Source organism: Aquimarina callyspongiae (assembly GCF_034322225.1).
Classification (GTDB): Bacteria; Bacteroidota; Bacteroidia; order Flavobacteriales; family Flavobacteriaceae; genus Aquimarina.
In genome coordinates this window covers 351,177-377,198 of the sequence record NZ_JAXLPA010000005.1, presented here as the reverse complement: position 1 = coordinate 377,198, position 26,022 = coordinate 351,177, and the positions used below count along the sequence as shown (strand labels likewise).

General features: G+C 32.0%; 14 protein-coding genes. 12 read left to right on the top strand and 2 right to left on the bottom strand.

Annotated features, from left to right (window positions below; translation table 11 throughout):
- Positions 1–47: 47 nt before the first annotated feature.
- A complete protein-coding gene (locus U0D62_RS21180; protein WP_322289354.1) occupies positions 48–581 on the bottom strand; it encodes a hypothetical protein in 534 nt (177 codons plus the stop codon).
- 366 nt (positions 582–947) lie between these two features.
- Between U0D62_RS21180 and U0D62_RS21175 the strand changes: the two genes are divergently transcribed.
- The 6 genes from U0D62_RS21175 (at position 948) to U0D62_RS21150 (ending at position 13,377) form a co-directional block, all read left to right on the top strand.
- Positions 948–3,269, top strand: coding sequence for a hypothetical protein (locus U0D62_RS21175; RefSeq protein WP_322289353.1), 2,322 nt, complete (start codon positions 948–950; stop codon positions 3,267–3,269).
- A 52-nt stretch (positions 3,270–3,321) separates the two neighbouring features.
- Entirely contained in the window at positions 3,322–3,774 is a 453-nt protein-coding gene (gene parS, locus U0D62_RS21170; RefSeq protein WP_322289352.1) for a type II RES/Xre toxin-antitoxin system antitoxin, read from the top strand.
- Positions 3,774–4,229: an RES family NAD+ phosphorylase gene (locus U0D62_RS21165; RefSeq protein ID WP_322289351.1), complete on the top strand. Its 456-nt coding sequence runs from the start codon at positions 3,774–3,776 to the stop codon at positions 4,227–4,229. The genes parS and U0D62_RS21165 overlap by 1 nt, the downstream gene beginning before the upstream one ends.
- Before the next feature lie 190 nt (positions 4,230–4,419).
- Complete coding sequence (locus tag U0D62_RS21160) at positions 4,420–6,492, top strand: M13 family metallopeptidase (protein WP_322289350.1); 2,073 nt, start codon at positions 4,420–4,422, stop codon at positions 6,490–6,492.
- A gap of 502 nt (positions 6,493–6,994) precedes the next feature.
- Complete coding sequence (locus U0D62_RS21155) at positions 6,995–11,557, top strand: reprolysin-like metallopeptidase (protein ID WP_322289349.1); 4,563 nt, start codon at positions 6,995–6,997, stop codon at positions 11,555–11,557.
- 170 nt (positions 11,558–11,727) lie between these two features.
- The gene (locus U0D62_RS21150; protein ID WP_322289348.1) at positions 11,728–13,377 is read left to right on the top strand and encodes a hypothetical protein; all 1,650 of its coding nucleotides are present in this window, start codon (positions 11,728–11,730) and stop codon (positions 13,375–13,377) included.
- Between the two features lie 62 nt (positions 13,378–13,439).
- Here the strand turns inward: U0D62_RS21150 and U0D62_RS21145 are convergent, their stop codons facing one another.
- Positions 13,440–14,084, bottom strand: coding sequence for a hypothetical protein (locus tag U0D62_RS21145; RefSeq protein WP_322289347.1), 645 nt, complete (start codon positions 14,082–14,084; stop codon positions 13,440–13,442).
- Positions 14,085–14,187: 103 nt separating this feature from the next.
- Between U0D62_RS21145 and U0D62_RS21140 the strand changes: the two genes are divergently transcribed.
- From U0D62_RS21140 to U0D62_RS21115, 6 genes are all read left to right on the top strand, one after another.
- On the top strand, positions 14,188–15,522 hold the full coding sequence (locus tag U0D62_RS21140; RefSeq protein ID WP_322289346.1) for an aspartate kinase: 1,335 nt from the start codon (positions 14,188–14,190) through the stop codon (positions 15,520–15,522).
- A gap of 632 nt (positions 15,523–16,154) precedes the next feature.
- Positions 16,155–18,266, top strand: coding sequence for a LodA/GoxA family CTQ-dependent oxidase (locus tag U0D62_RS21135; RefSeq protein WP_322289345.1), 2,112 nt, complete (start codon positions 16,155–16,157; stop codon positions 18,264–18,266).
- A 3-nt stretch (positions 18,267–18,269) separates the two neighbouring features.
- A complete protein-coding gene (locus tag U0D62_RS21130) occupies positions 18,270–19,376 on the top strand; it encodes an FAD-dependent monooxygenase (RefSeq protein WP_322289344.1) in 1,107 nt (368 codons plus the stop codon).
- A 134-nt stretch (positions 19,377–19,510) separates the two neighbouring features.
- Complete coding sequence (locus U0D62_RS21125; protein ID WP_322289343.1) at positions 19,511–22,045, top strand: VPS10 domain-containing protein; 2,535 nt, start codon at positions 19,511–19,513, stop codon at positions 22,043–22,045.
- Between the two features lie 461 nt (positions 22,046–22,506).
- Positions 22,507–23,262 (top strand): hypothetical protein, encoded by a 756-nt coding sequence (locus tag U0D62_RS21120; protein ID WP_322289342.1) that lies wholly within the window; start codon positions 22,507–22,509, stop codon positions 23,260–23,262.
- A complete protein-coding gene (locus U0D62_RS21115; protein ID WP_322289341.1) occupies positions 23,259–26,012 on the top strand; it encodes a TonB-dependent receptor in 2,754 nt (917 codons plus the stop codon). Before U0D62_RS21120 ends, U0D62_RS21115 begins: the two co-directional genes overlap by 4 nt.
- Positions 26,013–26,022: the final 10 nt, after the last annotated feature.

The following is a 26,022-nucleotide window of genomic DNA, read 5'->3' as shown; positions in this document are numbered from 1 at the left end:
TAAAGAACTTATCACGGATCACTAGTTACCTTACTTTTAATGATTGATTAACCTTTGAAAACTATTTTTCGTAGTTTATATCCTTCTATCTTGATAAGATATGTTTTAGGATCCATATAGTTATGGATGTAGTCATCAACTTTACCTTTGTCTAATAATCGTCCTGATAATGTATAAAGACTGTAATTAAGACCTTGGGGGATTTCTTTAATTTCTTTAAATGTTTTTTGATCTGTACTTTGTTGACAAGTAGAATCTGCCAAAAGTCTGTCAATAAAAGTAACTCTACCTTGTTCTTCTCCTTCAAGAGTAACCGTAGCAGATTCATCAATATCAATGATACCGCTTCCGGTAAGATCTCCTAGGATAATTAAACAGGCATTTCTCACTTTAATTCTAGCTCCATTCTCAATGTGTAGGCTTTCTGTAATAAAAATCACTCCTTCATCAGTGTTTTCATCTAAACCATCTACTACAGTGTTTTCTGTTACGGACATTAACTTGCTAGAAATGTCAATTTTTACATTGGCAAAAGCCACGCTTGTAAAAAGTAGTACTAATAGGGGTAAAAATCTTTTCATAAGGATCAGTTTTCAGGGTTAAACTGTAATTCAAAAAAGTAAGTATTAACTTACAAAAAATGTATTTTTATCGTTGTAAAACACATTATTAACGACAAGATACATAATTTTATCATTAAAAACATAATTTTTTTAAGTTAAATACCGATTTAAGTTATGGTTTTTACCTATTATGATCTGCTTCTACCAGTAAATACAGGGTTTGCAGTAAATGTTAAAATTTGGTTTTTTTTAACAAAAAAATATTATGAACCTGATTTTAAGTGAGTAAACAAATAAAATCATTGTTTGAGATATTTTTAATGAATTCTTATTCAGATTTAAGTATTATTTGGGGATATTTATATCATTAAATAGTATTTTCTAATGGATAAGTTATTATGGTTTTTTCAACGGTTTAGTATTTGGTTCAAAATCCTTTTGGGAGAGTTGTTTAATAATCTTATTAGTTTGTTTTTGATTTTGGCTGTGTATTTCGCACTATGGCATTTTCCTCAAACTATAGATCTTCTATTAATATTAAACCAATCTGATGCTTTTTTGTTTGAAGTACCTTTATATTTTTCTCTTCTTGTTATTTCTGCTTTCTTGATATGGAATGTTCCTAAATATTTTTACTATCATAATTATAAAGATATCTCTCTATCTAACTTAATAGGTTTTATCCCTAATCAGCATTATAAGTTTCAAAATAAACCAAATACGGTTAAGTATCCTTATATGGTACGAATACATATGAGGAAGACGATCCCAAGGATTTTAGGAACATTGTTACTAGCTATTTCTGCTTTAGGAATTCTTCATGCTATGGAATTGTTTGAACTAGAAAATACGTATACAGATGTATTAGATCCTGAAAATACACTATTGATTTGTATTTTTTTATTATTGCTCATGACCGAGCCCAAATTATACGGTAAGTTGCAAGGTTATATAAAGAAGATACCTATGAAGAATGTCATAATATTTGCATTGTCTATTGGGTTGATCATACTAATAATTTCTTTAGGGACTCTTAATACCCAAGCAGAAAAGGACCTAGGAAAACTCTTTATTTCTAATTGTGCTTTGACATTGTTATTTTTCACATTATCATTTAATAGTTATAGTTTCTTAAAAAAAGTTTCTAAAAGAAAGTTTTATGGCATTATTCTGATATCAGGTTTTGCGCTTTTGATTTTATTTTTCTTACTTAATTTTATTCCTAAATGGGCTAGTGCTATTAACCCTTTATCAGTGATGATATTATCATTGTGTAGTCTTTTTATGATTAGTTTTATATTGATTTTATGGGGTAAAAAACTAAAACTTCCTCTTTTTTCTATAATCACTATAATAAGTATTTTTTCTGCTAGCTATTTCTCAACTAATTCTAATCATTACGAACTTACCCTTAAAACTTCAGAAGTGCATAGACCTCCTATGGATGAGTATATGTTTTACTGGATAAAAAATAGAAAAGCCCTTATCGAGAATAGAGAAACTCCATTTCCTATCATAATTGTTTCTGCAGAAGGAGGAGGATCAAGAGCTGGATTATGGTCGTTTTTGGTGCATAGCTATTTATATGAAAAGTCTAATGGGAGATATTTTAAAGAAAATTTACTTTCACTAACTGGTGCCTCTGGTGGAACTGTAGGAAATGCAATGTTTTTTGCAGAAGCTCAAAATGCATCATTACTTAATAAAAAAGCTGAGTTTGAATTAAACCCGGATAATAATGGTTTAAGTTTAAAATATAAAGCAAGTGCAATTTATAAAGAGAACTATTTATCTGAAGCGTTATTATCAATGCTGGGAAGAGATTTATTTAAGGACATTACCAATTTGTTTAAATTTAAAAACAGAGGACAACTCCTAGAAGAACAATGGAGTAATGCACACAACAAGTATTTTGGGCTTCAGGAAGAAAAAAGCCTCTTGAATAAAGAGTTTTTATCCTATTATAGAAAAACGCCTATGATTTCAGATAAAAATACCAATCAAAATACGCCTCCATTACTTTTGATTAATACAACGCACACGCAAACGGGAAATTATAATATTATTAGCCCAGTAACTTACAAACATTTAGCTCCGTTGGAGGGCCTCAATGATTTTCTAAAGGATATACAATTAGAAAATTATAATAGATCAATAAGTCTATCAACAGCTATGAGAATCAATGCTAGTTTCCCCTTTATAACACCTGTAGGAGAAATTAAAAATAGTAGAGTTAATAAATTGCAATCTGATCAATATGCAGATTCTGGATATTACGATAATATAGGCGGAACGGTTTCAAAAGGATTAGAAGAAGTATTTTTAAGGGTATTGAATGATTCTTTTCCGGATCTTAAAGAAAAAGTAGTTATAAAGCATCTTATGATTACTAACAATGAAGATCGTAAAATTACTAAAACACAGGCACAATTAGCAGCTCCGTTAACGACATTACAAAATGTTAGATATGGTCATACACAAGAAATTATGAAAAAACTAGGGGATAAATATATTGTTAAACTAAAGCCCACTGTAATTCGCCCTGCTCTTCCATCAGTAATCGCCAAAAAATCTAATGATGATGAATTGTTGATTAAACCGGTTTTACCTCTCGGAAGGTATTTATCTACTGTAGCTATCCAATCTGTCGAAGCCAGGTTGAAAGAAGTGAGTAAACAATTAGATTTAATTTTAGAAACAAATTAAGACAATTGTCTAAAATATTTGTATATTTGTCGTATATAAAATCAAAGAAACTATGAGTGCAGTATCACCACTGGATTTTGATGGTATCGAAAACAATGGATTGTTGCGATATCTTAATATAGATATTCCATTACATAATGTTTATGATTTTATAGAATTGTCAAGGAATGGAATAGATAAAAGATCACTGTTACATCTTGCTAAAACCATTGATTTTGACCTTAATGAATTGGCTCATGTACTTCATTTATCAGAAAGGACTATCCAGCGTTATGAGTTAAATAAAAAATTAAGCACTGAAGCAAGCGCTAAAGCATTGCAATTAGCTAAACTTTATGCTAAGGGAGAAAATATTTTTGGAGATTTAGATCGATTTAAAAGTTGGATGGAACACCCTAATGTAGCTTTAGCCACAAAAAAACCAAAAGAATTATTAGATACTACGTTTGGATTTCAACTATTGAATGAAGAATTAGTTCGCATAGAGCATGGAATCTTTGCATAATGCTTGTATACAGAATAGCCAAACAAAAATATATTAAAGACCTTACTGGTATCGGTGCAAAAACCGTTGGAGGAAGATGGAATCCAAAAGGTGTTGCCGTTTTATACACCAGTACTTCTGCTGCACTATCTGCCCTCGAAGTCCTTGCTCACCTTCCTGCAGCGTATTTACCTGATGACATGTCAATTGCTTCTATAGAAGTGCCAGATAGTTCAATATCCTCAATAGATATCAAAGAATTACCTAAGAATTGGAATGAAATCCCACCATCAACAGGTATTCAGCATTTTGCTATGAACTGGATCTCGGAAAATCAATATTTAGGATTAAAGGTTCCTAGTATTATCATACCAAGAGAACAAAACCTTCTTATTAATCCTTTACATCCTGAATTTAGTAAAGTAAAACTGATTAATATAGAACCTTTTAGTTTTGACACGAGGTTACTTAAATAGTAAAAAAGTGGGATAAAAAGTGAATTAATGTTATCCAAATAAACCTTATTTTTTTGTTAAAAAATGGTAAGATATGTCTTACATATCTCATTTTGCATAAATTTCGGCCCCGATATGAGTAACGAATTATCAATTTGTACGTCATATTTTAAATAACTAATCTTAATTTAATAATAGAATGAATAAAAAAATGAAAAATGTTTATTTTTTGGCAGCATTCGTAATTGCTTTTGTAAGTTGTAAAGACGATACAAAAAAAGGTAGTGATGAAGAACCCAATGCAATAGCAGAAGTGGAGAAAATCCCAGGGATTGTATTGGACAATATGGATACTAACGTAAGTCCAAAAGAAGATTTTTACAATTACGTAAATGGTAATTGGATGAAAAACACAGAAATCCCTGAAGATAGAACACGTTGGGGAGGTTTTGGTGTGCTACGTAAGAAAACGGATTATGATGTTTTAGCTATTCTTAAAGAAGCAAAATCAAGTGGTAAATATGCCGCTGGAACTGATCAATATAAAGCTTTGTTGATTTTCGAATCTATTATGGATACCGTATCAAGAAAAAATGCAGGCGTAACTCCATTAAAATCAACTTTAGAAAAAATAGCTGGAATTACTAATCTAAATGATCTTCAAACAGTTTTAGCAACAGAAACAGCCGCTTCAGCACCATTTGCAGGATTAGTTTCTTTTCCTAATTTAAGTAACAGTGATATAAATGCCCCATATATATCTACTGGAGGATTAGGATTGCCAGATCGTGATTATTATTTAGATCAAGATGAAAAATCAAAAGAAATTAGAGGGCAATATGTAGATCATATTACAAGAATGCTCCAGTTTATTGGTGAAACAGAAAAGCAAGCTCGTAAAAATGCGGAAACTATTTTGGCAATAGAAACCAAATTAGCAGAACCAAGATTAGATAAAGTACAAAGTAGAGATACTAGAAACTTTAATAACCCTAGATCTATTGCACAACTTACAGAAATGACTCCTGCAATCGACTGGAACAAATTGATGAAAGATCTTGGAGTAAAGAAACAATTAGACACAGTTATTGTAATGCAACCTAAATATATGGAAGCATTACAAAGTGTAGTATCTGGAACAAATATAGAAGATCTTAAAACAGTAATGCGTTGGGCAACTTTAAATCAGGCAGCAGGATCTCTTTCTCCAGAAATAGAAAAAGCTAATTGGGATTTTTATAGTAAAACATTAAGAGGAGCTATAAAACAAAGACCACTAGAAGAAAGAGCTTTAGCTCGTGTAAATGGATCTGTGGGAGAAGCCATCGGTCAATTATACGTAGATGCAAAGTTTCCTCCAGAAGCTAAAGAAAAAGCCGAAAAGATGATCGCTAATATCATCAAGGCCTACCAGAAAAGAATTGAAGCCCTAGATTGGATGGGTAGCGAAACCAAGGTAAAAGCAATTGAAAAGCTTGATAAGTTTACAGTTAAAATAGGATATCCTGATAAGTGGGAAGATTATTCTACACTTAATGTAAAAGACGGAAATTCTTATTTTGAAAACAGCATGGCTGTTGCAGATTGGAGCTTCAAAAAGAATATAGAAGAGATAGGAGAGCCTGTAGATAAGAGTGAATGGGGAATGTCTCCACAAACAGTAAATGCATATTTTAATCCTTTATTTAATGAAATCGTATTCCCAGCAGCAATATTACAACCACCTTTTTATAACTATACGGCAGATGATGCAGTAAATTATGGAGGTATTGGTGCTGTTATAGGTCATGAGATTTCTCATGCATTTGATGATTCTGGTGCTCGTTTTGATGCAAATGGAAACTTAACTAACTGGTGGACAGATGATGATTTAAAACAATTTACTACTAGAGGAGATGCATTGGCAGAACAATACAGTGCTATTGAAGTATTAGACAGTGTATTTATCAATGGTAAATTTACACTAGGAGAAAATATTGGAGACCTTGGTGGAGTATTAGGTGCTTACGATGGACTGCAGATGCATTTTTCTGAAACCGGAAGACCAGAAGATATTGATGGATTTACTGCTGAACAGAGATTCTTTATGTCTTGGGCTACAGTTTGGAGAACAAAGATTCGTGAAGATGCATTAAGAACACAGATCAAAACAGATCCACACTCGCCAGGTATTAACCGAGCTATACAACCTTTATTAAATGTTCAGGCATTCTATGATGCTTTTGATATTAAAGAAGGAGATAAAATGTATTTAGAACCAGAGAAGAGAGTACAAATCTGGTAAAAAGTAATTTAACTTATAAAAAAAGGTCTTAATTTTTTATTTAATTAAGACCTTTTTTCATGCCTTTTTATTTGAAAATCAAATGATTGTTTTCTTAAACGATGCTCCATTTTAATTACCTAAAAAAATAATGCTTTTTGAGGTAACATATCTGTTACTTATGACACTTACTTATAGTGTGTAATTTATGTAAAGGAAAACAAAATAAAAACCACCCAAAAAAGGTGGGAAAACGTAGCCTTTCAAAATATATATTTACAACTAATATTACCCCACCAGATTTTTGTTAAGTCATAATTATGATAATGAATAGACATTATTATGAGGACAACTATGTCAATAATGATGTAGTGTATTGCATAACAAAATAAGCAAAGATTGTAAGAGATTTTTTTTGAAAAAAAGTTTACCATTTCATTAAGTATTATTGAACCCCTTGATGTATGGGCAAAATATTTAATGTATAGAAGTTTAATAAATTAATTTAAAATCATATTTATCTATGAACAAAAATACACTGTATGTATGTGTCAGTTTATTCTTTTTGACAATGTTTCACTTTTCAATGTCAGCACAGGATATTTGGTGGGAAAAATCAAATGAACGATATTCTAAAAATCAGGTGAATATCGATGGGACTTATTTAACTTTTGATATTAATAATAGAGAGTTAGAAAACAAGCTAGAACAAGTACCTTTTAGATTACATAAAAAAAACCAAAAACATATTATAAAATTTCCAGGCGAGAATAATGGTTTTAGAGATTTTGTTATTTCTAGGACAGAAGTAATGCATCCATATTTAGCTGTAAAATATTCTGAAATAAAAACCTTTGTTGGATATGCATTAAAAGATCCAACAGAAGTAATACGTTTTAGTTATTACCCAAAAGTAGGTATACAAGGATCAATCATTAAACCGGGAGAGAATACAATTGTAATAAAACCGATAAATCAAAATACTCATATATTATACGATTCAAAGGAAGAAGTCTCTTCTTTGTTTGATTGTCAAACTGAAGAAATATCAGCAAAAATACAAGATCAACAAGTATTAAATGGTAGAAATGCCAATGACGGTAATCTAAGAAGATATCGTTTAGCATTATCTGTGAGTGGGGATTATTCGCAATTTTTTCTAGATGGAACAGAAAGTGACGATACAGAAAGAAAAGCCAAAGTTATGGCAGCTATGGTGGCCTCAATAAATAGAGTGAATGGTATTTTTGAAAGAGATTTTGGGGTTACTATGCAAATTATACCCGAAAATGACTCTTTAATTTTTTTAGACCCTACTTCGGATCCATATACAACAGGAAGTAGTTTAAATAGTCAGTTACAAAATACATTAGATGATGATCCTAATGTAGGAACAGATAGGTATGATGTTGGGCATTTATTTCATGAAGAAAATGCCATTTATGGTAATGCCGGATGTATTGCCTGCGTGTGTACTGATGGATCAAAAGGTAGTGGTTATACGACTCACAGAGATCCAAGTTCTGATCATTTTAACCTAATTGTAGCTCATGAGTTTGGGCATCAATTTGGAGGATATCATGTACAAAGTAGCTCAAATTGTAGAAGTGGTTTTAATAGTGAAGTAGAGCCCGGAAGTGGAAGTTCTATTATGGGGTATGCTGGCATTTGCTCTCCAAATGTTCAAAGTACACCTGATGATTATTTTAATTATGTTGATATAAGAGATGTTGCTATTTGGACAATAAATAATAGTAATTGTGCAGAAATTATTCCTACAGGAAATACAGCTCCAGTAGCTGATGCAGGAAATGATTATACAATCCCACAATCTACCCCTTTTGTATTAGAAGGAGAAGCTAATGATATCGATGGTGTAGGAAGTTTAACTTACTGTTGGGAGCAAAATAACCCTGAAAATCCCAATTCATCATCTACTCCTCAGTCCCACTGGATAAACGGACCGTTGTTTAGATCAAAATTACCAACAGCATCAAACAAAAGATATTTTCCACAATTGGATGATGTTTTAGCAGGAAACTTAACACCTACTTGGGAAGTGTTACCTTCTGTCGCTCGTTCTATGCGATTTGAATTTACCGTTAGAGATAATACGCCTCAAGGAGGACAAACAAATACAGATGGAGTATTACTTACGGTAGACGCTAATTCTGGACCATTTGCGATTACCTCACAAAATACTATAGAAACCTGGAATGTTGGGGAGCAAGTAACCGTAAATTGGGATGTTGCTAATACAGATCAAGCACCTGTTAATGCAAATATGGTAGATATTTTACTTTCTGTAGATGGTGGTTACACCTATCCTTATATCTTGCAAGATGATATTGCTAATGACGGTTCAGAAACTTTTGTTTTGCCTAATGTAGAAGGGTCAACAACTGCCAGAATTATGATCAAAGCTTCTGATAATATCTTTTTTGCTATAAACAGTACAAATTTTACAATTCAGACTTCAGAATTTATAATGTCAATTTCTGATAACTCAGAATCTGTTTGTCAACTTACTAATGCAGTATATGATTTTGAGTATCGTACATTTTTAGATTTTAACGAAGAAGTAATTTTTACCACAGAAAATCTTCCGGTTGGAGTACAGGCAACATTTAGCCCATCATCAGTTACAGGAGCTCAATTATCAGGAACTCCTGTAGAACTTACGGTTTCAGGAACAGAAAACCTCTCAGTTGGAACCTATAGTTTTTCTATAAAAGGAAATGCTAATTCAGGAATTGAAAAGATTGTAAACTTAGACCTTGAGATATTTGGCAATTCAATTACTCCATCTACATTAGTTTCTCCTTCAGATAATCAAATAGGGTTTAGTTTAGGATCGCCCTTTGAATGGTCAGAAGATGTTAATGCAGAATCATATGAAATACAAATTGCTACAGACAATAGTTTTACAAATATCGTAGAATCGACGGTTGTTTCAGAAAACAATTATGTAGCACAATCATTAAGCTATAATACTGCCTATTTTTGGAGGGTACAAAATACAAACCCTTGTGGAACAGGAAATTTTTCGGCTGTACATACTTTTAGTACGCAATGTTCTAATCCAGAGAATTTTGGATCCATAGCTGCAGGTCCTTCATATGTAGGTTTACAATGGTTGGATAATAACTCAACAAATTGGGAAATAGAATATGGTTTCTCTGGATTCGTCTTGGGTAATGGTACTGTAGTATCTGCTGCTACAAATCCTTATGAAGTAAACAATTTAAATTCATTCACAAGCTACGATTTCTATCTTAGATCTACTTGTACAGTTGGAGGCAATGGCGTTTGGATAGGTCCTGTATCTGTAAAAACAACAGAAAACTTTTGTGCTGGAGATCATTTTTATGATACAGGTGGTCCTGATGGAAACTACTCTAATGGGGAAAATGTTACTACAGTAATAAGTCCAGACACTACAGATGATAGAGTAAGAGTAAATTTTGAATCATTCAGCTTAGAGAGCTGCTGCGATCGATTAACAATATATGATGGACCAGACAATTCATCAACTGTTATAGGGCAATATTCTGGAAATTCGCCAGGGCAGATTGTATCAACTCACCCTTCAGGCGCATTGACTTTTGTTTTTACATCAGATGGTAGTGTAACAAGTACAGGATGGGATGCAACAGTTGTTTGTGAACCAAAACCTAATTGTTTAATTCCTAATAATGTACAAATAACAGATATTCTTCAAAATGAAGCTCGTTTAATCTGGGATGCAGGTGGAACCGATAGTAATTGGGAAATAGAATATGGATTAAATGGATTTAATCAGGGTTCTGGGATAACTGAAACAGCTTCTACTAACTCCTATACTTTACAAAATCTATCATCAGATACTTTATATGATGCTTATATCAAAACTATCTGCGATGCTGGAGGGTTTAGTGATTCTATTGGGCCAATAACATTTAGAACACAAATATCATGTCCTGCGCCATCAGGATTTGTTATCAATACAGTTACAAGTAATACTGCAGACTTGGCTTGGGATATAACACAAGGAAGTCAAGGTTCATGGGAATTAGAATATGGATCGAGTGGGTTTGTACAAGGTAATGGAGATTTAATACAATCCAATATAAATTCGATAACCTTATCTGAGCTTACTTCTGCCACGCTTTATGATGTTTATATAAGAGTGAATTGCGATAATAATGATGTTAGCGCCTGGGCAGGACCATTTAATTTTAGAACCTCTTGTGAAATTGTTTCTGAGAATCCAAACGAGTATATCCATAATGGTAGTTTTGAATGTGGAAATTTAGAACCTTGGAGATCTACAGGGCCAGGTGGAGGATCAGGATGTAGAATGAATTTTACAGTATTAGAAAATTCATCCAATGTTTGTGTTATAGTTCCTGATGTAGATCCTTCAGACGGTATATATGCTGCATTTACAAGTTTTGACGGAAATGCGGGAGATACTTATGTTCTAGAACAAACAATTTCACTTCCTTCAGATATTTCACAATCAGTATCAGCTATTGTATCATTTGATTTAAGAATCGAATACAGTGTTACCTTTGGAACTCCTACCGCAGAAAGAACACTTGAAGTTGATATTTATGATACTTCTAATAACTTAATTGCAACTGTTGGTCAACAATCTTTTGGAATAGATCCTCGTTCTGGAAGCATTAATTCTTCAATTAGCAGAGATGTATTAGAAGATATTATTAATCTAGGCGGAGAAGATGTGATTTTAAGGTTTACAGCCTCTATACCAGATACGTCTACCGGACCGGCAAAAGCATTAATCGATAATGTTTCATTTTTTGTAGAGAAACCATTGTCAGTTGAAGAAGAATTATTTGATAATGAATTTTCGATTGCACCAAACCCAAACGATGGAAGTTTTATGTTGACTTATGAAGGGCAAAAGAAACTCAATGAAGTATTGATATATGATCTTTCAGGAAAATTGATTTTTGTAAAAGATTTGTCAAATTTTGATAAACGAGAAGAAATAAAGATTAATCAAGTAGAAACTGGAATGTATCTTATTAAAATTATATCAGATCAAACTGTAGTAACCAAAAGAATTATTGTTAAATAATACAAGATTATTGATTTAGCATAATAATCCCAAAACCTCACAATAGACATTGTGAGGTTTTTTTTATACTTAGAAATTTCTTGTTAAAAACGGGTATTTCTACCCTATTAATTATAAAGCTTAATATCGAAATTTGAGTATTATATTCATAACATAACCAATCATCAAATATGAAAAACTCGAATAATCATCCTAAATCTGGTATTAAATATCTAAGGTATTATTTTTTCAAATTCAGTATTTGTATAGGAATTACATTAGTTTTAATTTCCTGTAAGCAAGAAATAACCGAAGAAAATGATAATTATGCAGAGATTCCTGCGCCGATAACATTTTCTCCAGAAATTCCTCATGATGTAGATCCTGCATTACAAAAATTATTAAAATCAGAAGGAAAGATTTATGAACTCAATCAGGCTTTTAATAAGTATAGCTGGCAAGCATTTGTAGCAATTAATTGGCCAGTAGATAGTCTTGGTACACCATTACCTAATTTTACAGATAAAGGAACACCAAGTTGGATGAACTGGAAAGAGTCTTTTGAAGTCTATCGACAGGATGGTAAAAAACCTACAGGTTGGGATTCACCTAGAACCGTTTTAGAAATTGTTGATGGTATGGTTCCAATTCCTCCAGAAGCTCACCAAAGCAATACTACAAGAATTATAAGCTCTAAAGGAACTCCTACACACGGCGGTAATATAAATATTGTGGATGAAGAAGGACAGGCATTTTCAGGACCTTTATATGATCAGAACGGAAACATAATTCGATATGAGATTCTTTTAAACAAAGAAGAGTTTGATTACATAATGGATAACAGCTTATATAATATTAATGGACAAATAGAATTCTCATCTCAACCTGGTTTTACCGCTGTGAATTTTCCTAGCGGAGAGTATGGTGGGAAAAACGAAGGTGCTATAGAAATTAAATTAGCTTGGAAAATACTGGAATCAACTGATTATAAAGATCGTTATTTTACTAGTCAGGGATATGTAATAAACAATAAAACCGGCAAGTGGGAAATTAAAGATTTGGGGTTAATAGGATTTCATATCAGTCAGAAGACAAAAACAGGAAAACAATGGGTATGGTCCACATTTGAACATATAGATAACCTTAGGGAACATAATATAGAAAAGAATGGAGAAACAATTAGAATAAAACCTACTTTGACAGATCCTGATTGTGAGTTGTGTCCAGTAAATACAAGAATAGATTTATTAGTTGATGGAGTGAGAACTACCAAATATACTAATGGGCCTCACGGACCATATTGGTCAACACTTAACGGAAAAGATACTGTTAAAACCTATGCAAAAAGTAATATACCACAAACGCAGGCAAAAAGAATGGTAGATATACCAAAAAGAGTAAGAAAACTAAATCAATCTCTAAAAGGATATTTTACGAAACAAAAAAGTATATGGAGGTATTATGAATTAATAGACACCCAATATCCTTTGGACCAAAATGTAAAACCAGCAGATACTTCAAAAAATGTTTTACCACAAGTTGTTGCAAATAAACCAGGAGGTGACGCTAACCTGGCATTACTAACTAACTTGAGTATGGAAACTTTTTTTCAAAAAGGAAATCAGCCGGCATCATCTTTAATCGAAGGAAACGCTCCTAACAATATTGGTATTTTTGGTACCGAAAGTTGTATGGGATGTCATTCTAGTGCAGGAGTTTATATAAAAGGAAAACTGACAAATGGATATCCTCCTAAATCAGGTCAACTTACAGCAGATTTTAGTTGGTTACTAGCTCAGAAAGCTCAGTGGGAAGAAGGAAAACCAAAAAATAATCAATAATCCAAAACCGAATAACAATATCTTAAACCTGCTTGTATCATCAAGCAGGTTTTTTAATATAACTAATCTTCTTTGATTTCATTTAATAATAAGAAAGCATCATTTACATATTCTTTTTCAAGAAATAGGGTAAAATAATTTGATGTTGAAATAATTTCAAATACGGGAATTCCTTCATACGCCAGAAGCTTAAAGATGTAGAAATACAAACCTATCGATTTAGAACTATCATCAGGCAAAGAAATCGACATAGATGATAGATTATCGGTAACAGATATACAGGTTTCATTCTTATAATGGTCTTCTACAATTTCTTTTAAAGCCGAAGAAACCAATATGTTGCTTTCTTGAAAATTACTGGAATACGTGAAATAAGTTTTGCTTTTATCCTTTACACTATTCAATAAATTAGATTGACTGGTTAGAATAGTGTTGGAGTTCAAAAAAGCATACTCAGTAATTCCAGATCGAACAACGATATCTCCAAGATTTCTTAAATTCTCAGTATTTTTAATTCTTCTGGGATGATATCTGCGCAATGCCATAATAATAGAACCCGGTTTAACAGGTTTTCTCATTATTGATTCTACTTGAGGCAACAAATCTAAGGCCAATGAGCTAAAATTAATAATATCTCTTGAGAGCGCATCTTCCAGAAATGGTTGATGTCTCAATATATTGTGAACGCAATCTGTTATAGTTTTCATTGTTATATATTTAACATATTGTATAAATATATGCTTTTTTTATCAAAATATTTATTCTTCGTGAACATTTATCTAATTATGCAGTGTAAAAAGATAGAATCGAATGAAAGTTTTAAAGTTTGGTGGTACATCAGTAGGGTCTGTAGAGAACTTACAAAAAGTAAAAGATATTCTTATCAGTGATGATCAACAAAAGATTGTTGTATGTTCTGCCATGTCTGGAGTTACGGATCAATTAGTACGATTAGTAGAATACATTCAATTAGGAGATGATAATGCCATAACAAGAAGTTTACATGGGTTAGAGAGCAAACATAACGATGTAATTGATGCATTAATAGAAGAACAAAACCTTAGAAATGAACTTAAGGATGGAGTTTCTTCTATAATTACTGAGATGTTTGATGTATCAAGCCAACCTTATTCTGAAGTTGTAAACTCCAGAATAATAACTTTTGGAGAAACATTACTAACGTTTATCTTTTCGGGTTTTTTAAATGGAATTGGAGTAGCCAATACATTGTTGAATGCAAAAGAATTTATGTTTGTCGATTCAGTAGAAAATCCAAATATAAGTAAAGTGTCTTCAAAGCTTACTAAAGTTCTGGACAGAAGTATTCAATCTCAAATATACATTACACAAGGATTTGTATGTATAAATAAAAATGAAGAAATCAGTCACTTAAAAAGAGGAGGTAGTGATTATAGTGCTACAATAATTGGAGCTGCTGTAAATGCAAAAGAAATACAGATCTGGACAGATATCGATGGATTACATAATAATGACCCTAGATACGTTGATCATACGACTCCAATTTCTCATCTTACATATAATGAAGCAGCCGAATTAGCTTATTTTGGAGCAAAAATTTTACATCCACAAACTGTATCTCCTGTTGTAGGAAAGGATATTCCTGTGTTACTTAAAAATACTTTTGATCCTCAAGCGGCAGGTACTGTTATTTCTAATAAAACGTATAAAAAAGGATTAAAAGCAATTTCTGCAAAAGATGGTATTACCGCGATAAAAATAAAATCTAACAGAATGTTGATGGCACATGGATATCTAAGAAGAATTTTTGAAGTCTTTGATAATTATAATACTTCTATTGATATGATTACAACTTCAGAGATTGCAATATCCCTAACCATTGATGATACTAGTTATCTTAATGAAATTGTTAACGAAATAGAAAAGTATGCAGAGATTACTATAGAACAAAACCATAGTATTATTTGTATTGTGGGGGAGGCTGTAATAAATGATAAGAACTCTCATAAACTATTTGAAATACTTAATTACATACCAGTAAGAATGATATCTTATGGAGGAAGCAATAACAATATTTCTATTCTCGTAGATACAAAAGATAAAATACCAACATTACGGTTTTTAAACGAAAAATTGTTTCACACTCATCACGAAGCATTTGTCTAAGTTGTTTTTTGTTATGTAGAAATGATGAGCCAAAAAGTAGGGTGATGACTTTAAAGCCATATACGTAATATTGACCACCATTTAAAGAATAAACCCTACTTTTATTTTTAGATGTATTCTGTTCAAGCCCAACTATTGAATTTAGTTGGGTTTTTTTTATAAAAAAATATAGGGTCTTTAAAAAGTTAACTGTTTTATATATAAACAAGGAACACATTTATGCATTTATTGATTAGAAAAATAATTGAAAAGTACAGGCTTGGGATTGTGTTATTCATTTTTTACTCAACCTTGGCAATGGTAGTGATTAGATACTTTTGGTTTAAGTAATATTGATAGTCAGAATATAACCAGAATAAAAGATGGTTATGTAGATATTTTTTAAATTCGAATTAAGACTCATTATAAAATTGTTTCAAAAAAAGTTTCAGCATTTTTGAGTAACGAAATACAAAAGCAAGTTTTTGATACTCAGAAAGAATTTTTTTTTATACTTAAAGAAGCTTCAAACTACTGCAAAATATACTTATCTAGAATTTTACTTTAAAATGTTGCTACCTTAAAACAGGTAGAACTACGCATTTATCGCCATCGATTTTTCGATAACTTTAAAAATCTTAAAATCATTTATTATGGCAAATGCTAAACAACCAAAATTCAGAATATATCCCTCAATAGGAATCGCAAGATTAGGAAATGGTCCAGCGACAAAGGATCAAGTCATTTTTAGTCCAGAAATCCCTTGGGCTAACTTATATGAAACTGATAAAGAGTATCGTACTAAGGATGGGGCACTAAAAAAACAAGCACAACGATTTTATATCTATGAATGTGATGAAAATGGTGTGCCAATTAGACCGGTTAATGAAGATGATTTTGAAATTACCTGGTCTGTAGAAGTAGCTAACAAAAAACCATTTTGGTACGATTTTAATAATAGTTTGGATCTTTCTGTACTTGCAGAAAACCAAAACTTATCTCCTAATTTTGTAAAGGATAAGCTAGCGCCTGGGATAGGGGCCAAAAGAAGAAATCCAAACGTATTAAATCAAGAACTGAGAGTAGAAGGAGGATATGATTATCGAAAAGAACTGGTAAATAATCCAGATAAGGTTACTGTGGATAATACTAATTCGTACAAACACATAGCTGGAGAGTTTCCATCCTCTATAGGAGGAGTAAGCAAATTAGCCGCTAGTATGCGCCTTGATACAAAACCTGTTAACCTGGGAACTATTGAGTATGATAAAGGAACCCTTATTTTTTATGGTGCAGATGGAAAGTCAGCAGCACTTAACCCTTCGGATCTTAACAACGATTTTGCAGATAATTCCAATTGGTATGATGATATCTGCGATGGTAAAGTAACCGCTTCTATTACTCCTAAAAAAGGGAAGGATAAGAAAACACATCATTTGGATGATCAATTGTCTTCTGCTTGGGTTGCTACAGCACCACCTGATTATGCTCCACAAATTCAACCTTTATCGACCATGTATGATTTAATAGCCGGAGCAGCTAATGACAGCTATACACCTGAGTTAAGTTTGGTGTTTCCTATGTTTTACCGTTTGTATAGAATGCAGTGGGTAAATCTGGGTGATTTCTTATCCCCTTCATTCAAAGAAACCATAGATGAACTTACACATCAGGGCAATTTTAAATATATCTATAGTAAAGGAGATAATACAACAGAAAAAGAAATCGGTAATAAGATAAGGGAAAAAATATTTAAGCTCTTCAGAAACCCTGCTTATCACTATGATAATGAACCTATAATTCCTAGTAAGGATAAAACAGATATAGAAAATAGAGGAAGTGGAACAGAAGAACTTAAATTACCATATTATCCAGGAGATGGTATTGATTATCCTGGAAGCCCGGCACAATGGTTTGCAATTCCTCCTATGATATACGAACAACTAAAAAAATGGAGAGACGGAGAATTTGAAACCCCACCTACGTTTGATTTTAAGGATATCAATGAGATGGGAGCATTTTACCGACAACGATTTTTGGAAGCCGCCAAAGATGAAGCAAAAAAACCATTATTGATGACCAGAGCTGTATTAGAAACACTTTATGGAGGAGGCTTTCATCCAGGAGTAGAGTTAACATGGCCTATGCGTCACAATCTTATTTACTCTCAAAATACGATGACTTATAAATGGGTCACCAAAAAAGATAATTTTGACTATGGGTTTTACGGATTAAGAGAGGTACGAATAAATGCTGCAACTTCAGAAGAACAGGAAGAGATTTTTTATAACGATTTTGGGTTTCAAATGAATTCAGAAGATATTAGAGAATCTATGAATCCTAAAAATGAAAAAAACTGGTTATGGAAAATAACTCCAGGAGATCTTACCAAGTGGATGGGAATCCCTTGGCAATCTGACGCCGGTAGTTGCCAGGCTGTATTTGTAGAAGCACAATATCCAATTCCATCTTGGTGGGCAGCAAATCTACCTGTACAGGTATTACCAAATGAAAATTACTTAAAACTAAAAGATCCTAATATTTTACCAGAAACCAAAAGAAATATATATGCCAATCGTTTGGCTTGGTTACGTACCGCGGATACTGGTTTTGTAGGATATCATGCCGAAGGAGGATATCTTAACGGACTGATTAACATGGTGTATCAATGGGATAAAATAGGTGTTGTTGCAGGGCGGAAGTTAGATGTTAAAGAATTACCAGAGTTGGTTTATGTGTCTTATAGCGAAAAGGATACAGAGTAATTTATGATTCATACAGATATTATTATAGTTGGTAATGGTATTGCCGGATTAGTTTTATCATTTCTTTTGAAGAAAAAAAGAATTGATCATAAGGTTTTGAATCGAGCAAGTAAGAAAGCTAATATCGCTCTTGCCGAAACATTGCCTCCTTCGGCAATACCATTATTATACAATCTTGAGCTTTTAGAAATATTTGAACAGAATGCCATAAGAAAAACGTATGGATATCATTCTAGTTGGGGAGATACAACTATTACGGATATTGACTTCTTTCATCAGCCGCAATATAAAAATGGTTTAAAAATTAATAAAAGTAAATTGCTTAAGCATCTTGCTGTAAAATGTAATGATCATATTATAGAATATGAAAAAATAGTCAACTTTAATATTTCAGCTTCAGATGTTACGGTTGAGGTTTTAACCAAGGAAAAAAACCAGGTTATTCAAGGAAAAATAATCATTGATGCCACAGGAAGAAATAGAGCTATCCTAAAAAGACTGAAAATTCCAATAGAACAATATGATAATTTGATTTCATATAGCTCTCATATTCCTAAAATAAAACATCCAAAGTTGATACACGATGTATTTATAGAATCCTTTAAGTATGGCTGGGGAATTGTTTCTGGATTAGATAAGAATACAAATATGATGTCTATTTTTACAAATAAAGGAAACCCTATTCAAGGAGATCTTAAAAATTTTAATTATTGGCATAGTATATTATCAGAGACATTGTTTTTAAAAGACTTTCTAGGAAATCAATCTGATATTAATGTTATTGGAGGAGATGCAAACTCTTCTAAAGCTAAATATTTATCAGGAAAAAACTTTATAGCAATTGGAGACGCGGCCTTATCCTTTGATCCGCTCTCTTCACACGGAGTAACAACAGCTATCTATACAGCAAAAGAAGCCTCATTAGCCATCGAAGCTTATATCAAAAACGATAATAACGAATTGTTGGGTACTTATTCAGAAACTCTCTCTAGTATTTTTGATCAATATTTGATGTCAAAGAATATGATCTATATGACCGAAAAACGATGGCCAAATTCTTTTTTTTGGAAAGAACTTTCTCGATTAGAATTAGAAACACTTTCTTCTTAAATATAGAGAAGAAGGACACATTCTGAAAAGGCAATTCTTATTCTAACACAATAATTTTATTACATTTACAATTCACATTTGTATCATACTTTGAAAAGGGAATAAGATATGATTGTAGCTTAAAACCATCTCATATGAAAAATAAAGTGCCGGTAATCCTTTTAAAGGGAGCCCTTATTACGCTGCCTTTTGTTATACTTACTTTTTTATTCCTTATAAAAGAACAAGCAATACCAACTACTAATACTTCAGAAGAAATACCTGGAGATTATATGTTCATACAACGAGCTTATCCATCCGGGAAACTTAAAAGAGGAGCACATAAAAAAGCTATTCAATGGAAGAAAAGTAGATTGGCAACAAAAAATTCAGGAATTCCTGGAATATGGGAATTTGTAGGCCCTGTAAATGTAGGTGGAAGAATAACAGATATTGAAATACCAAGTTCTCAAACAACAACAGCGTATGTGGGAGCTGCTTCTGGAGGAATTTTTAAAACTATAGATGATGGCACTACCTGGAACCCAATTTTTGATGATCAGGATATGCTGTCAATAGGAGACATAGAAATCTCTAAGACAGATAATAATCTGATTTATGTAGGTACAGGAGAACCCAATGCCGGAGGAAATTCATTAGCTTATGATGGTGATGGAATCTATAAAAGTAACGATGGAGGAATTACCTGGGTTTCAAAAGGACTAACTAATGTAGGTAGTATAGGAAAAGTAATAATAGATCCAACAGATGACCAAACGGTTTTTGTTGGTGCAATGGGTTCACTTTTTGAAGGCAATGCAAATAAAGGAGTGTATCGTACCACAGATGGAGGAGATACCTGGCAACAGGTTTTGTTTATTGGTAATAATACTGGTGTTATCGATATGGCAATCCATCCTACAAACCGCAATATAATATATGCTGTGACTTGGGAGCGAATACGAACTTTAGAGTTCAGAGATTATGGAGGTGTAACCTCTGGAATTCATCGTTCAATAGATGGTGGTACCACCTGGACAGAACTCACTACAGGTTTACCAGGAACAACCGTTGAAAAAGGAAGAATAAGTATTGATATCTCTCAATCAAATCCAGATATTCTATATGCATTATACACTGATAATACAGGAAACCTGAACGGAACCTATAAAACCATAGATGGTGGTGATAACTGGACTCAGGTTAATCATGATCAACTCACTAATGTAGGTTTTCACTGGTGGTTTGGAGGAATTCATATAGATCCCACTGATCCTGACGTTCTTTATAATGTAGGGTTTAATGTAGAACGATCTATAGATGGAGGAAACAATTGGTCTCAAGTATTTGTAAATGTTCATGTTGATCAACATGCCATGGCATTTAAGAGTAATAACTCGCTAGAGTTATTATTAGGAAATGATGGTGGATTGTTTGAAAGCTCTAATCGAGGAGATTCTTATACTAAAAATCTAAAATTACCCATAACACAGTTTTACAGATTTCATGTTGATGCACAGAATGATAATCGAATTTATGGAGGAACTCAGGATAATGGAACCATTAGGACAACAACTGGATCGGATAATGATTGGTCAAGAATTTTAGGAGGAGATGGATTTCAATCACTGGTAGATCCTACTAATTCGAGTGTGATATATGCACAATCTCAATTTGGAAACCTTGCTAAATCATCTAATGATGCTACCTTTTTTGTATCCAGTACTAATGGGATACCACCTACAAACTCTCCAGAAAATTTTAGAAACTGGGATGTGCCAATAGCTTTTGACCCCAATGATTCTAATACATTATTTTTTGGAGCCAGAAAATTATATAAAACTACAGATGCTGCTGCCAACTGGTCGGCGATTAGTCCCGATTTAAGTACAACACCTGATTTTGTACAATTCTTTTATGGAACGATTACTTCTGTTAGTGTTTCTCCAATAGATTCTAATGTTATTTATGTAGGTACCGATGATGGGAATGTATGGATTACTGAAAATGGAGGAACCAACTGGACAAAAATATCTGATTCTTTACCGGTAAGATGGGTTACAAAAGTACAGGCATCCAGGTCTGATATTAATGATGTATATGTTACGTTTTCTGGATATAGATATGCAGATTATGATGGACATGTATATAAGAGTGACAATAAAGGAACATCTTGGACAGACTTATCTACAGGATTGCCCGATATTCCTGTAAGTGATATTGAAATTGATGAGTTTAATAACCTTTTTATAGCTACAGATATTGGAGTAATGGCCTCTGTAGATGATGGTGTAAATTGGGAAGTGTTTGGAACCAATTTGCCATCAGTGGTTGTTACCGATTTAGTTATTCACGAAGGAACCAAATATTTGTATGCTGCCACCTACGGAAGATCTAGTTATAAAATGGATATTAGTAGTAATATCTTAAGTGTAGAAGATGTAAAACCAAACAATATAAGTGTTGAGGTTTATCCAAATCCTACTGAAAATACTTTTTCTATTCAAGGGATGAATAAAAGAATCAATTCTATTGACGTTTACACGGTAAATGGTCAATTAGTAGAAACTTTTAATGGTGATCATCTACATCAAAAAGAAATCAATATTGAAAAACTTAGTAGAGGAGTTTACCTAATCAGAGTAAATTCTGATGTAGGTATATACACCACTAAAATTATTAAGAAGTAATTCTTAATTCTACATTTTTGTTATCGACTTACGTAATCTTGGTATTAGAACTATAGGTTTTTTTAATGCCATATTAAAATATATAGAAAAGTGAATTGCAATTATAATATACTAGAGAAAATAGTAGATTATAATTCTTTTAATAACATCAAAGAGACAGCTAAATAATAATATTATCACTTTAGGTATAATGATAAAATCGAATATTTTACATGATTTCTTTAATGTGATGATTATAAATATTTTATAGCTCAATCGAACCACTCACACCAATTTTACACTTGTTAAGCCTGTGTTAATTAACGTATAGAAAGATTATTTTGTGACTTAAAAAAATACCTTTAAACAGATAGTCAGTAATTTTTTTAAGTTTTAAAGACTCTGGTATTGCTAGAGATTTTGTTCTGTTGTTCAAATATTTTGAATGATAGGAAGAGCTTTTAATTTTAAATAATAAGTAGGTGAATTACAATTACAAAATTCTTTTTTCTTCACTTTTCACTTTATTTCTTAATACGCAAATCCAATTTGTTTATAGTCAATCAGTATCAAACACAGATGTTTATTATAAATGGTTTGATACTACAATAGGAAATGAAAACACGGGATTATATAACGGTACCATTTTTATTAATCAATATCGAACGATTAATGAGAAACACAGGTTTTTTAAAATTAAAGATTTTATTAACGGAACAATTATATATAATGATCAGAAATATTATGATATACCAATACAGTATGACATAAATAAAGATCAACTTATCACAAAACTGAAATTAGGCTATGGAGAAGTAGCCTTACAACTTGTTAAAGATAAAGTTCAGGAATTTACTCTTGATAACACTCGATTTATTAATGTACTTGCTGATAACCTCAAACAAAATGATAAAGAAGGGTTCTATGAAGTATTGCTGGATACACCAATGTTAACTTTGTTTAAAAAACATTTAAAAAGCAGACGAAAGAGAGTAAGGAATGGTCAAGTATATTATGAATTCATTAGTAATTATAACTATATGCTTTTTTATGATAAAAAATACATTGATATAAAAAACAGAAAAATCATAATCGAAACTTTTCCAAGTTTTAAAAATGAAATTATCAGCCATTATTCAATAGCTAAAAAACTTCAAAAATCAGACCCAGATGCTTTTAAGAAGTCACTATTTAAAAAGATAGAAGGATTGATTTCTAAAACAGATAAAGAAGGATGAAAAAAATATTATTTATAGTAGTTTTTTTAAATCTCTACATAGTCTTTGGTCAGGATATCAAAACTGAGGTGTCAATTGATTATACAGATGCTACAATAGAAGAAATTATAAATAAAATTGAAACTACCACAGAGTATCGATTTTATTTTGTGAAAGAATGGCTTGGAGATAAACGAACATCAGGAACTTTTAATAAAGCTTCTATTGAAGATATACTGAATGATATATTTAAAGAAACGGTACTTAATTATTATATCCTGGAAAATAATGAAATCGTATTATTAAAGAACAATGTTATTTATAACGATCTTCCAGAGAACTTTTTTGGGAAAGAAAATCAAGAAAATATATCTAACCAAAAGTCAAAAATCAATCCTTCTTTTTATCTAGAACAAAAATCTTCAGGAAAAACACAAACCGTTCAAATAGGAAGAGAAGATAAAAATAGCTCTAGACAAAGCTTTATATTAAGAGGATATGTGAGAAACCTTAGAACAGGTGCTCCTATTTCTAATTTGGCTATTGTAGTTTCTGCAACAGGTCAGGGAACTCAAACAGATAAAGATGGGTTTTATCAGATAGAATTACCTTATGGATTAAACATTTTAAAAACAAGTTCAATAGGAATTAAAGATTCAAGGAAAAGAATTGTTATTTATAATGATGGCGAGTTTAATTTTGAATTGGATGAAAGTTTAGAACTGTTAGATGAAGTGATCCTTGATGGTAAAACAAGTAAAAATATAACCGAAACAGCTACTGGAGCAGAAAAAATCGATATAGAGGAGTCTAAAAATATTCCTTTGGTTTTAGGAGAAAGAGATGTGTTTAAAGTAGCAACTGCATTACCGGGGATTACAACAGCAGGAGAAGGATCCGCAGGATTTAATGTGCGTGGAGGTAAATCAGATCAGAATTTAGTTTTAGTAGATGATGCTGTAATTTATAGTCCGCAACACTTTTTTGGAATTTTTTCTGCTTTGAATCCATTTACAATAAAAGATGTAACAATATACAAAGGGAGCATCCCTGCAGAATATGGAGGAAGACTTTCTTCAGTCTTTGATATTGAACTTAAAGATGGAAATACAAAAGATTTTGGAGGAGAGGCATCTTTAGGTCCTGTAACAGGAAATATAGTTTTAAATATACCTATAGTAGAAGATAAATCCTCGCTATTAGTAGGTGGTCGAGGAGCATATGCAAATTGGATTTTAAATTCATTGGATGAAGAATCTTTAAAGGATAGTCAGGCCTCTTTTTATGATGCAAACGTAAAGTATACACATCGATTTAATGATAATAACAAACTTAGTGCAAATGCATATATAAGTAGAGATGATTTTAGTATTACTTCTGATTCGCTCTATGTATATAATAATAGATTAGTATCTCTAAAATGGGATCATATCTTTGATGATAAAAATAAAGGGAGTCTTATTGTGGCCAATAGTCAATATAAGTTTAATATAAAGTTTGAAGAAAATACAAATAACAATTTTGATTTGGGCTATTCAATTAATGAGACAGAGGCCAAATTAAAAATGAATTATATTTTTAATGATAAGCATGAGTTTGATTATGGGGTGTCAAGTAAATTATATGTTGTAGACCCAGGTACTATAAAACCATTAGACTCTCAATCCATTGTGAGTCGACTAGAAATACCAAAAGAAAAAGGACTGGAGTCGGCTGCTTTCGTTTCAGGAAAATTCAATTTTACAGATAAACTTTCTATAGATGCAGGAATTAGATTCTCACTATATAATGCGTTAGGAAAAGGAGATCAAAGAGTATTTGAAGAAGGCAGACCAAGAAATGAAACATCTGTTATAGATACTCTTAGTTTTGGTAATAATGAAGTAATAGAAACATACGGAGGACCCGAAGTAAGATTATCGGCTAGATATCTTTTGAGACCCGATTTATCAATTAAAGCTAGCTTTAATAATACAATTCAATATATACACAGATTGTCAAATAACACCACAATTTCTCCAATAGATACCTGGAAATTGTCAGATTTAAATATTGAACCGCAAAGAGCAAATCAGTATTCACTTGGAATCTATAAAAACTTTGATGATGATTTATATGAATTGAGTATAGAGGGGTTTTATAAAAAATCAAAAAACATAATTGATTTTAAAACAGGAGCTCAAGTATTACTGAATGAAACAATAGAAACCGAAGTTTTACAAGGAGAAGGGAAAGCATATGGTGTAGAGTTTTTGATTAAAAAGAACAAAGGAAAATTTAATGGTTGGTTAGGGTACACCTATTCACGATCGTTTATTAAGTTAGACGGTTTGTTTCCCGAAGAGAGCGTTAACAACGGAGAATTCTTTCCTTCTAATTTTGACAAACCACATGACATTAGCATGGTTCTTAATTATAAGTTTACCAAACGATATAGTCTATCTGCTAATTTTGTTTATCAAACAGGAAGACCTGTTACGTTTCCTGTAGGGAATTTTATTTTTAATGGGTCAGAAACAGTAGTATTTAGTGATCGGAATAAATTCAGAATCCCGGATTTTTATAGATTAGATTTAGGATTTAATATAGAAGGAAATCATAAAAAGAAAAAGCTGGGACACAGTTTTTGGACGATTTCTGTTTATAATGTTTTAGGAAGGAATAATCCATTTTCGGTATTTTTTGTTACCGAAGCAGGAGAGGTAAAAGCACTTAAAAGTTCTATTTTTTCAATACCAGTGCCATCAATAACGTATAACTTTAAATTCTAATCGTGATGCT

Bases quoted from the DNA above. Each gene is read 5' to 3' on its own strand.
- U0D62_RS21175 (WP_322289353.1), top strand. From the start codon at position 948: ATGGATAAGTTATTATGGTTTTTTCAACGGTTTAGTATTTGGTTCAAA.
- U0D62_RS21145 (WP_322289347.1), bottom strand. From the start codon at position 14,084: ATGAAAACTATAACAGATTGCGTTCACAATATATTGAGACATCAACCA.
- U0D62_RS21160 (WP_322289350.1), top strand. From the start codon at position 4,420: ATGAAAAATGTTTATTTTTTGGCAGCATTCGTAATTGCTTTTGTAAGT.
- U0D62_RS21140 (WP_322289346.1), top strand. From the start codon at position 14,188: ATGAAAGTTTTAAAGTTTGGTGGTACATCAGTAGGGTCTGTAGAGAAC.
- U0D62_RS21180 (WP_322289354.1), bottom strand. From the start codon at position 581: ATGAAAAGATTTTTACCCCTATTAGTACTACTTTTTACAAGCGTGGCT.
- U0D62_RS21155 (WP_322289349.1), top strand. From the start codon at position 6,995: ATGAACAAAAATACACTGTATGTATGTGTCAGTTTATTCTTTTTGACA.
- U0D62_RS21130 (WP_322289344.1), top strand. From the start codon at position 18,270: ATGATTCATACAGATATTATTATAGTTGGTAATGGTATTGCCGGATTA.
- U0D62_RS21115 (WP_322289341.1), top strand. From the start codon at position 23,259: ATGAAAAAAATATTATTTATAGTAGTTTTTTTAAATCTCTACATAGTC.
- U0D62_RS21125 (WP_322289343.1), top strand. From the start codon at position 19,511: ATGAAAAATAAAGTGCCGGTAATCCTTTTAAAGGGAGCCCTTATTACG.
- U0D62_RS21150 (WP_322289348.1), top strand. From the start codon at position 11,728: ATGAAAAACTCGAATAATCATCCTAAATCTGGTATTAAATATCTAAGG.
- parS (WP_322289352.1), top strand. From the start codon at position 3,322: ATGAGTGCAGTATCACCACTGGATTTTGATGGTATCGAAAACAATGGA.
- U0D62_RS21135 (WP_322289345.1), top strand. From the start codon at position 16,155: ATGGCAAATGCTAAACAACCAAAATTCAGAATATATCCCTCAATAGGA.
- U0D62_RS21165 (WP_322289351.1), top strand. From the start codon at position 3,774: ATGCTTGTATACAGAATAGCCAAACAAAAATATATTAAAGACCTTACT.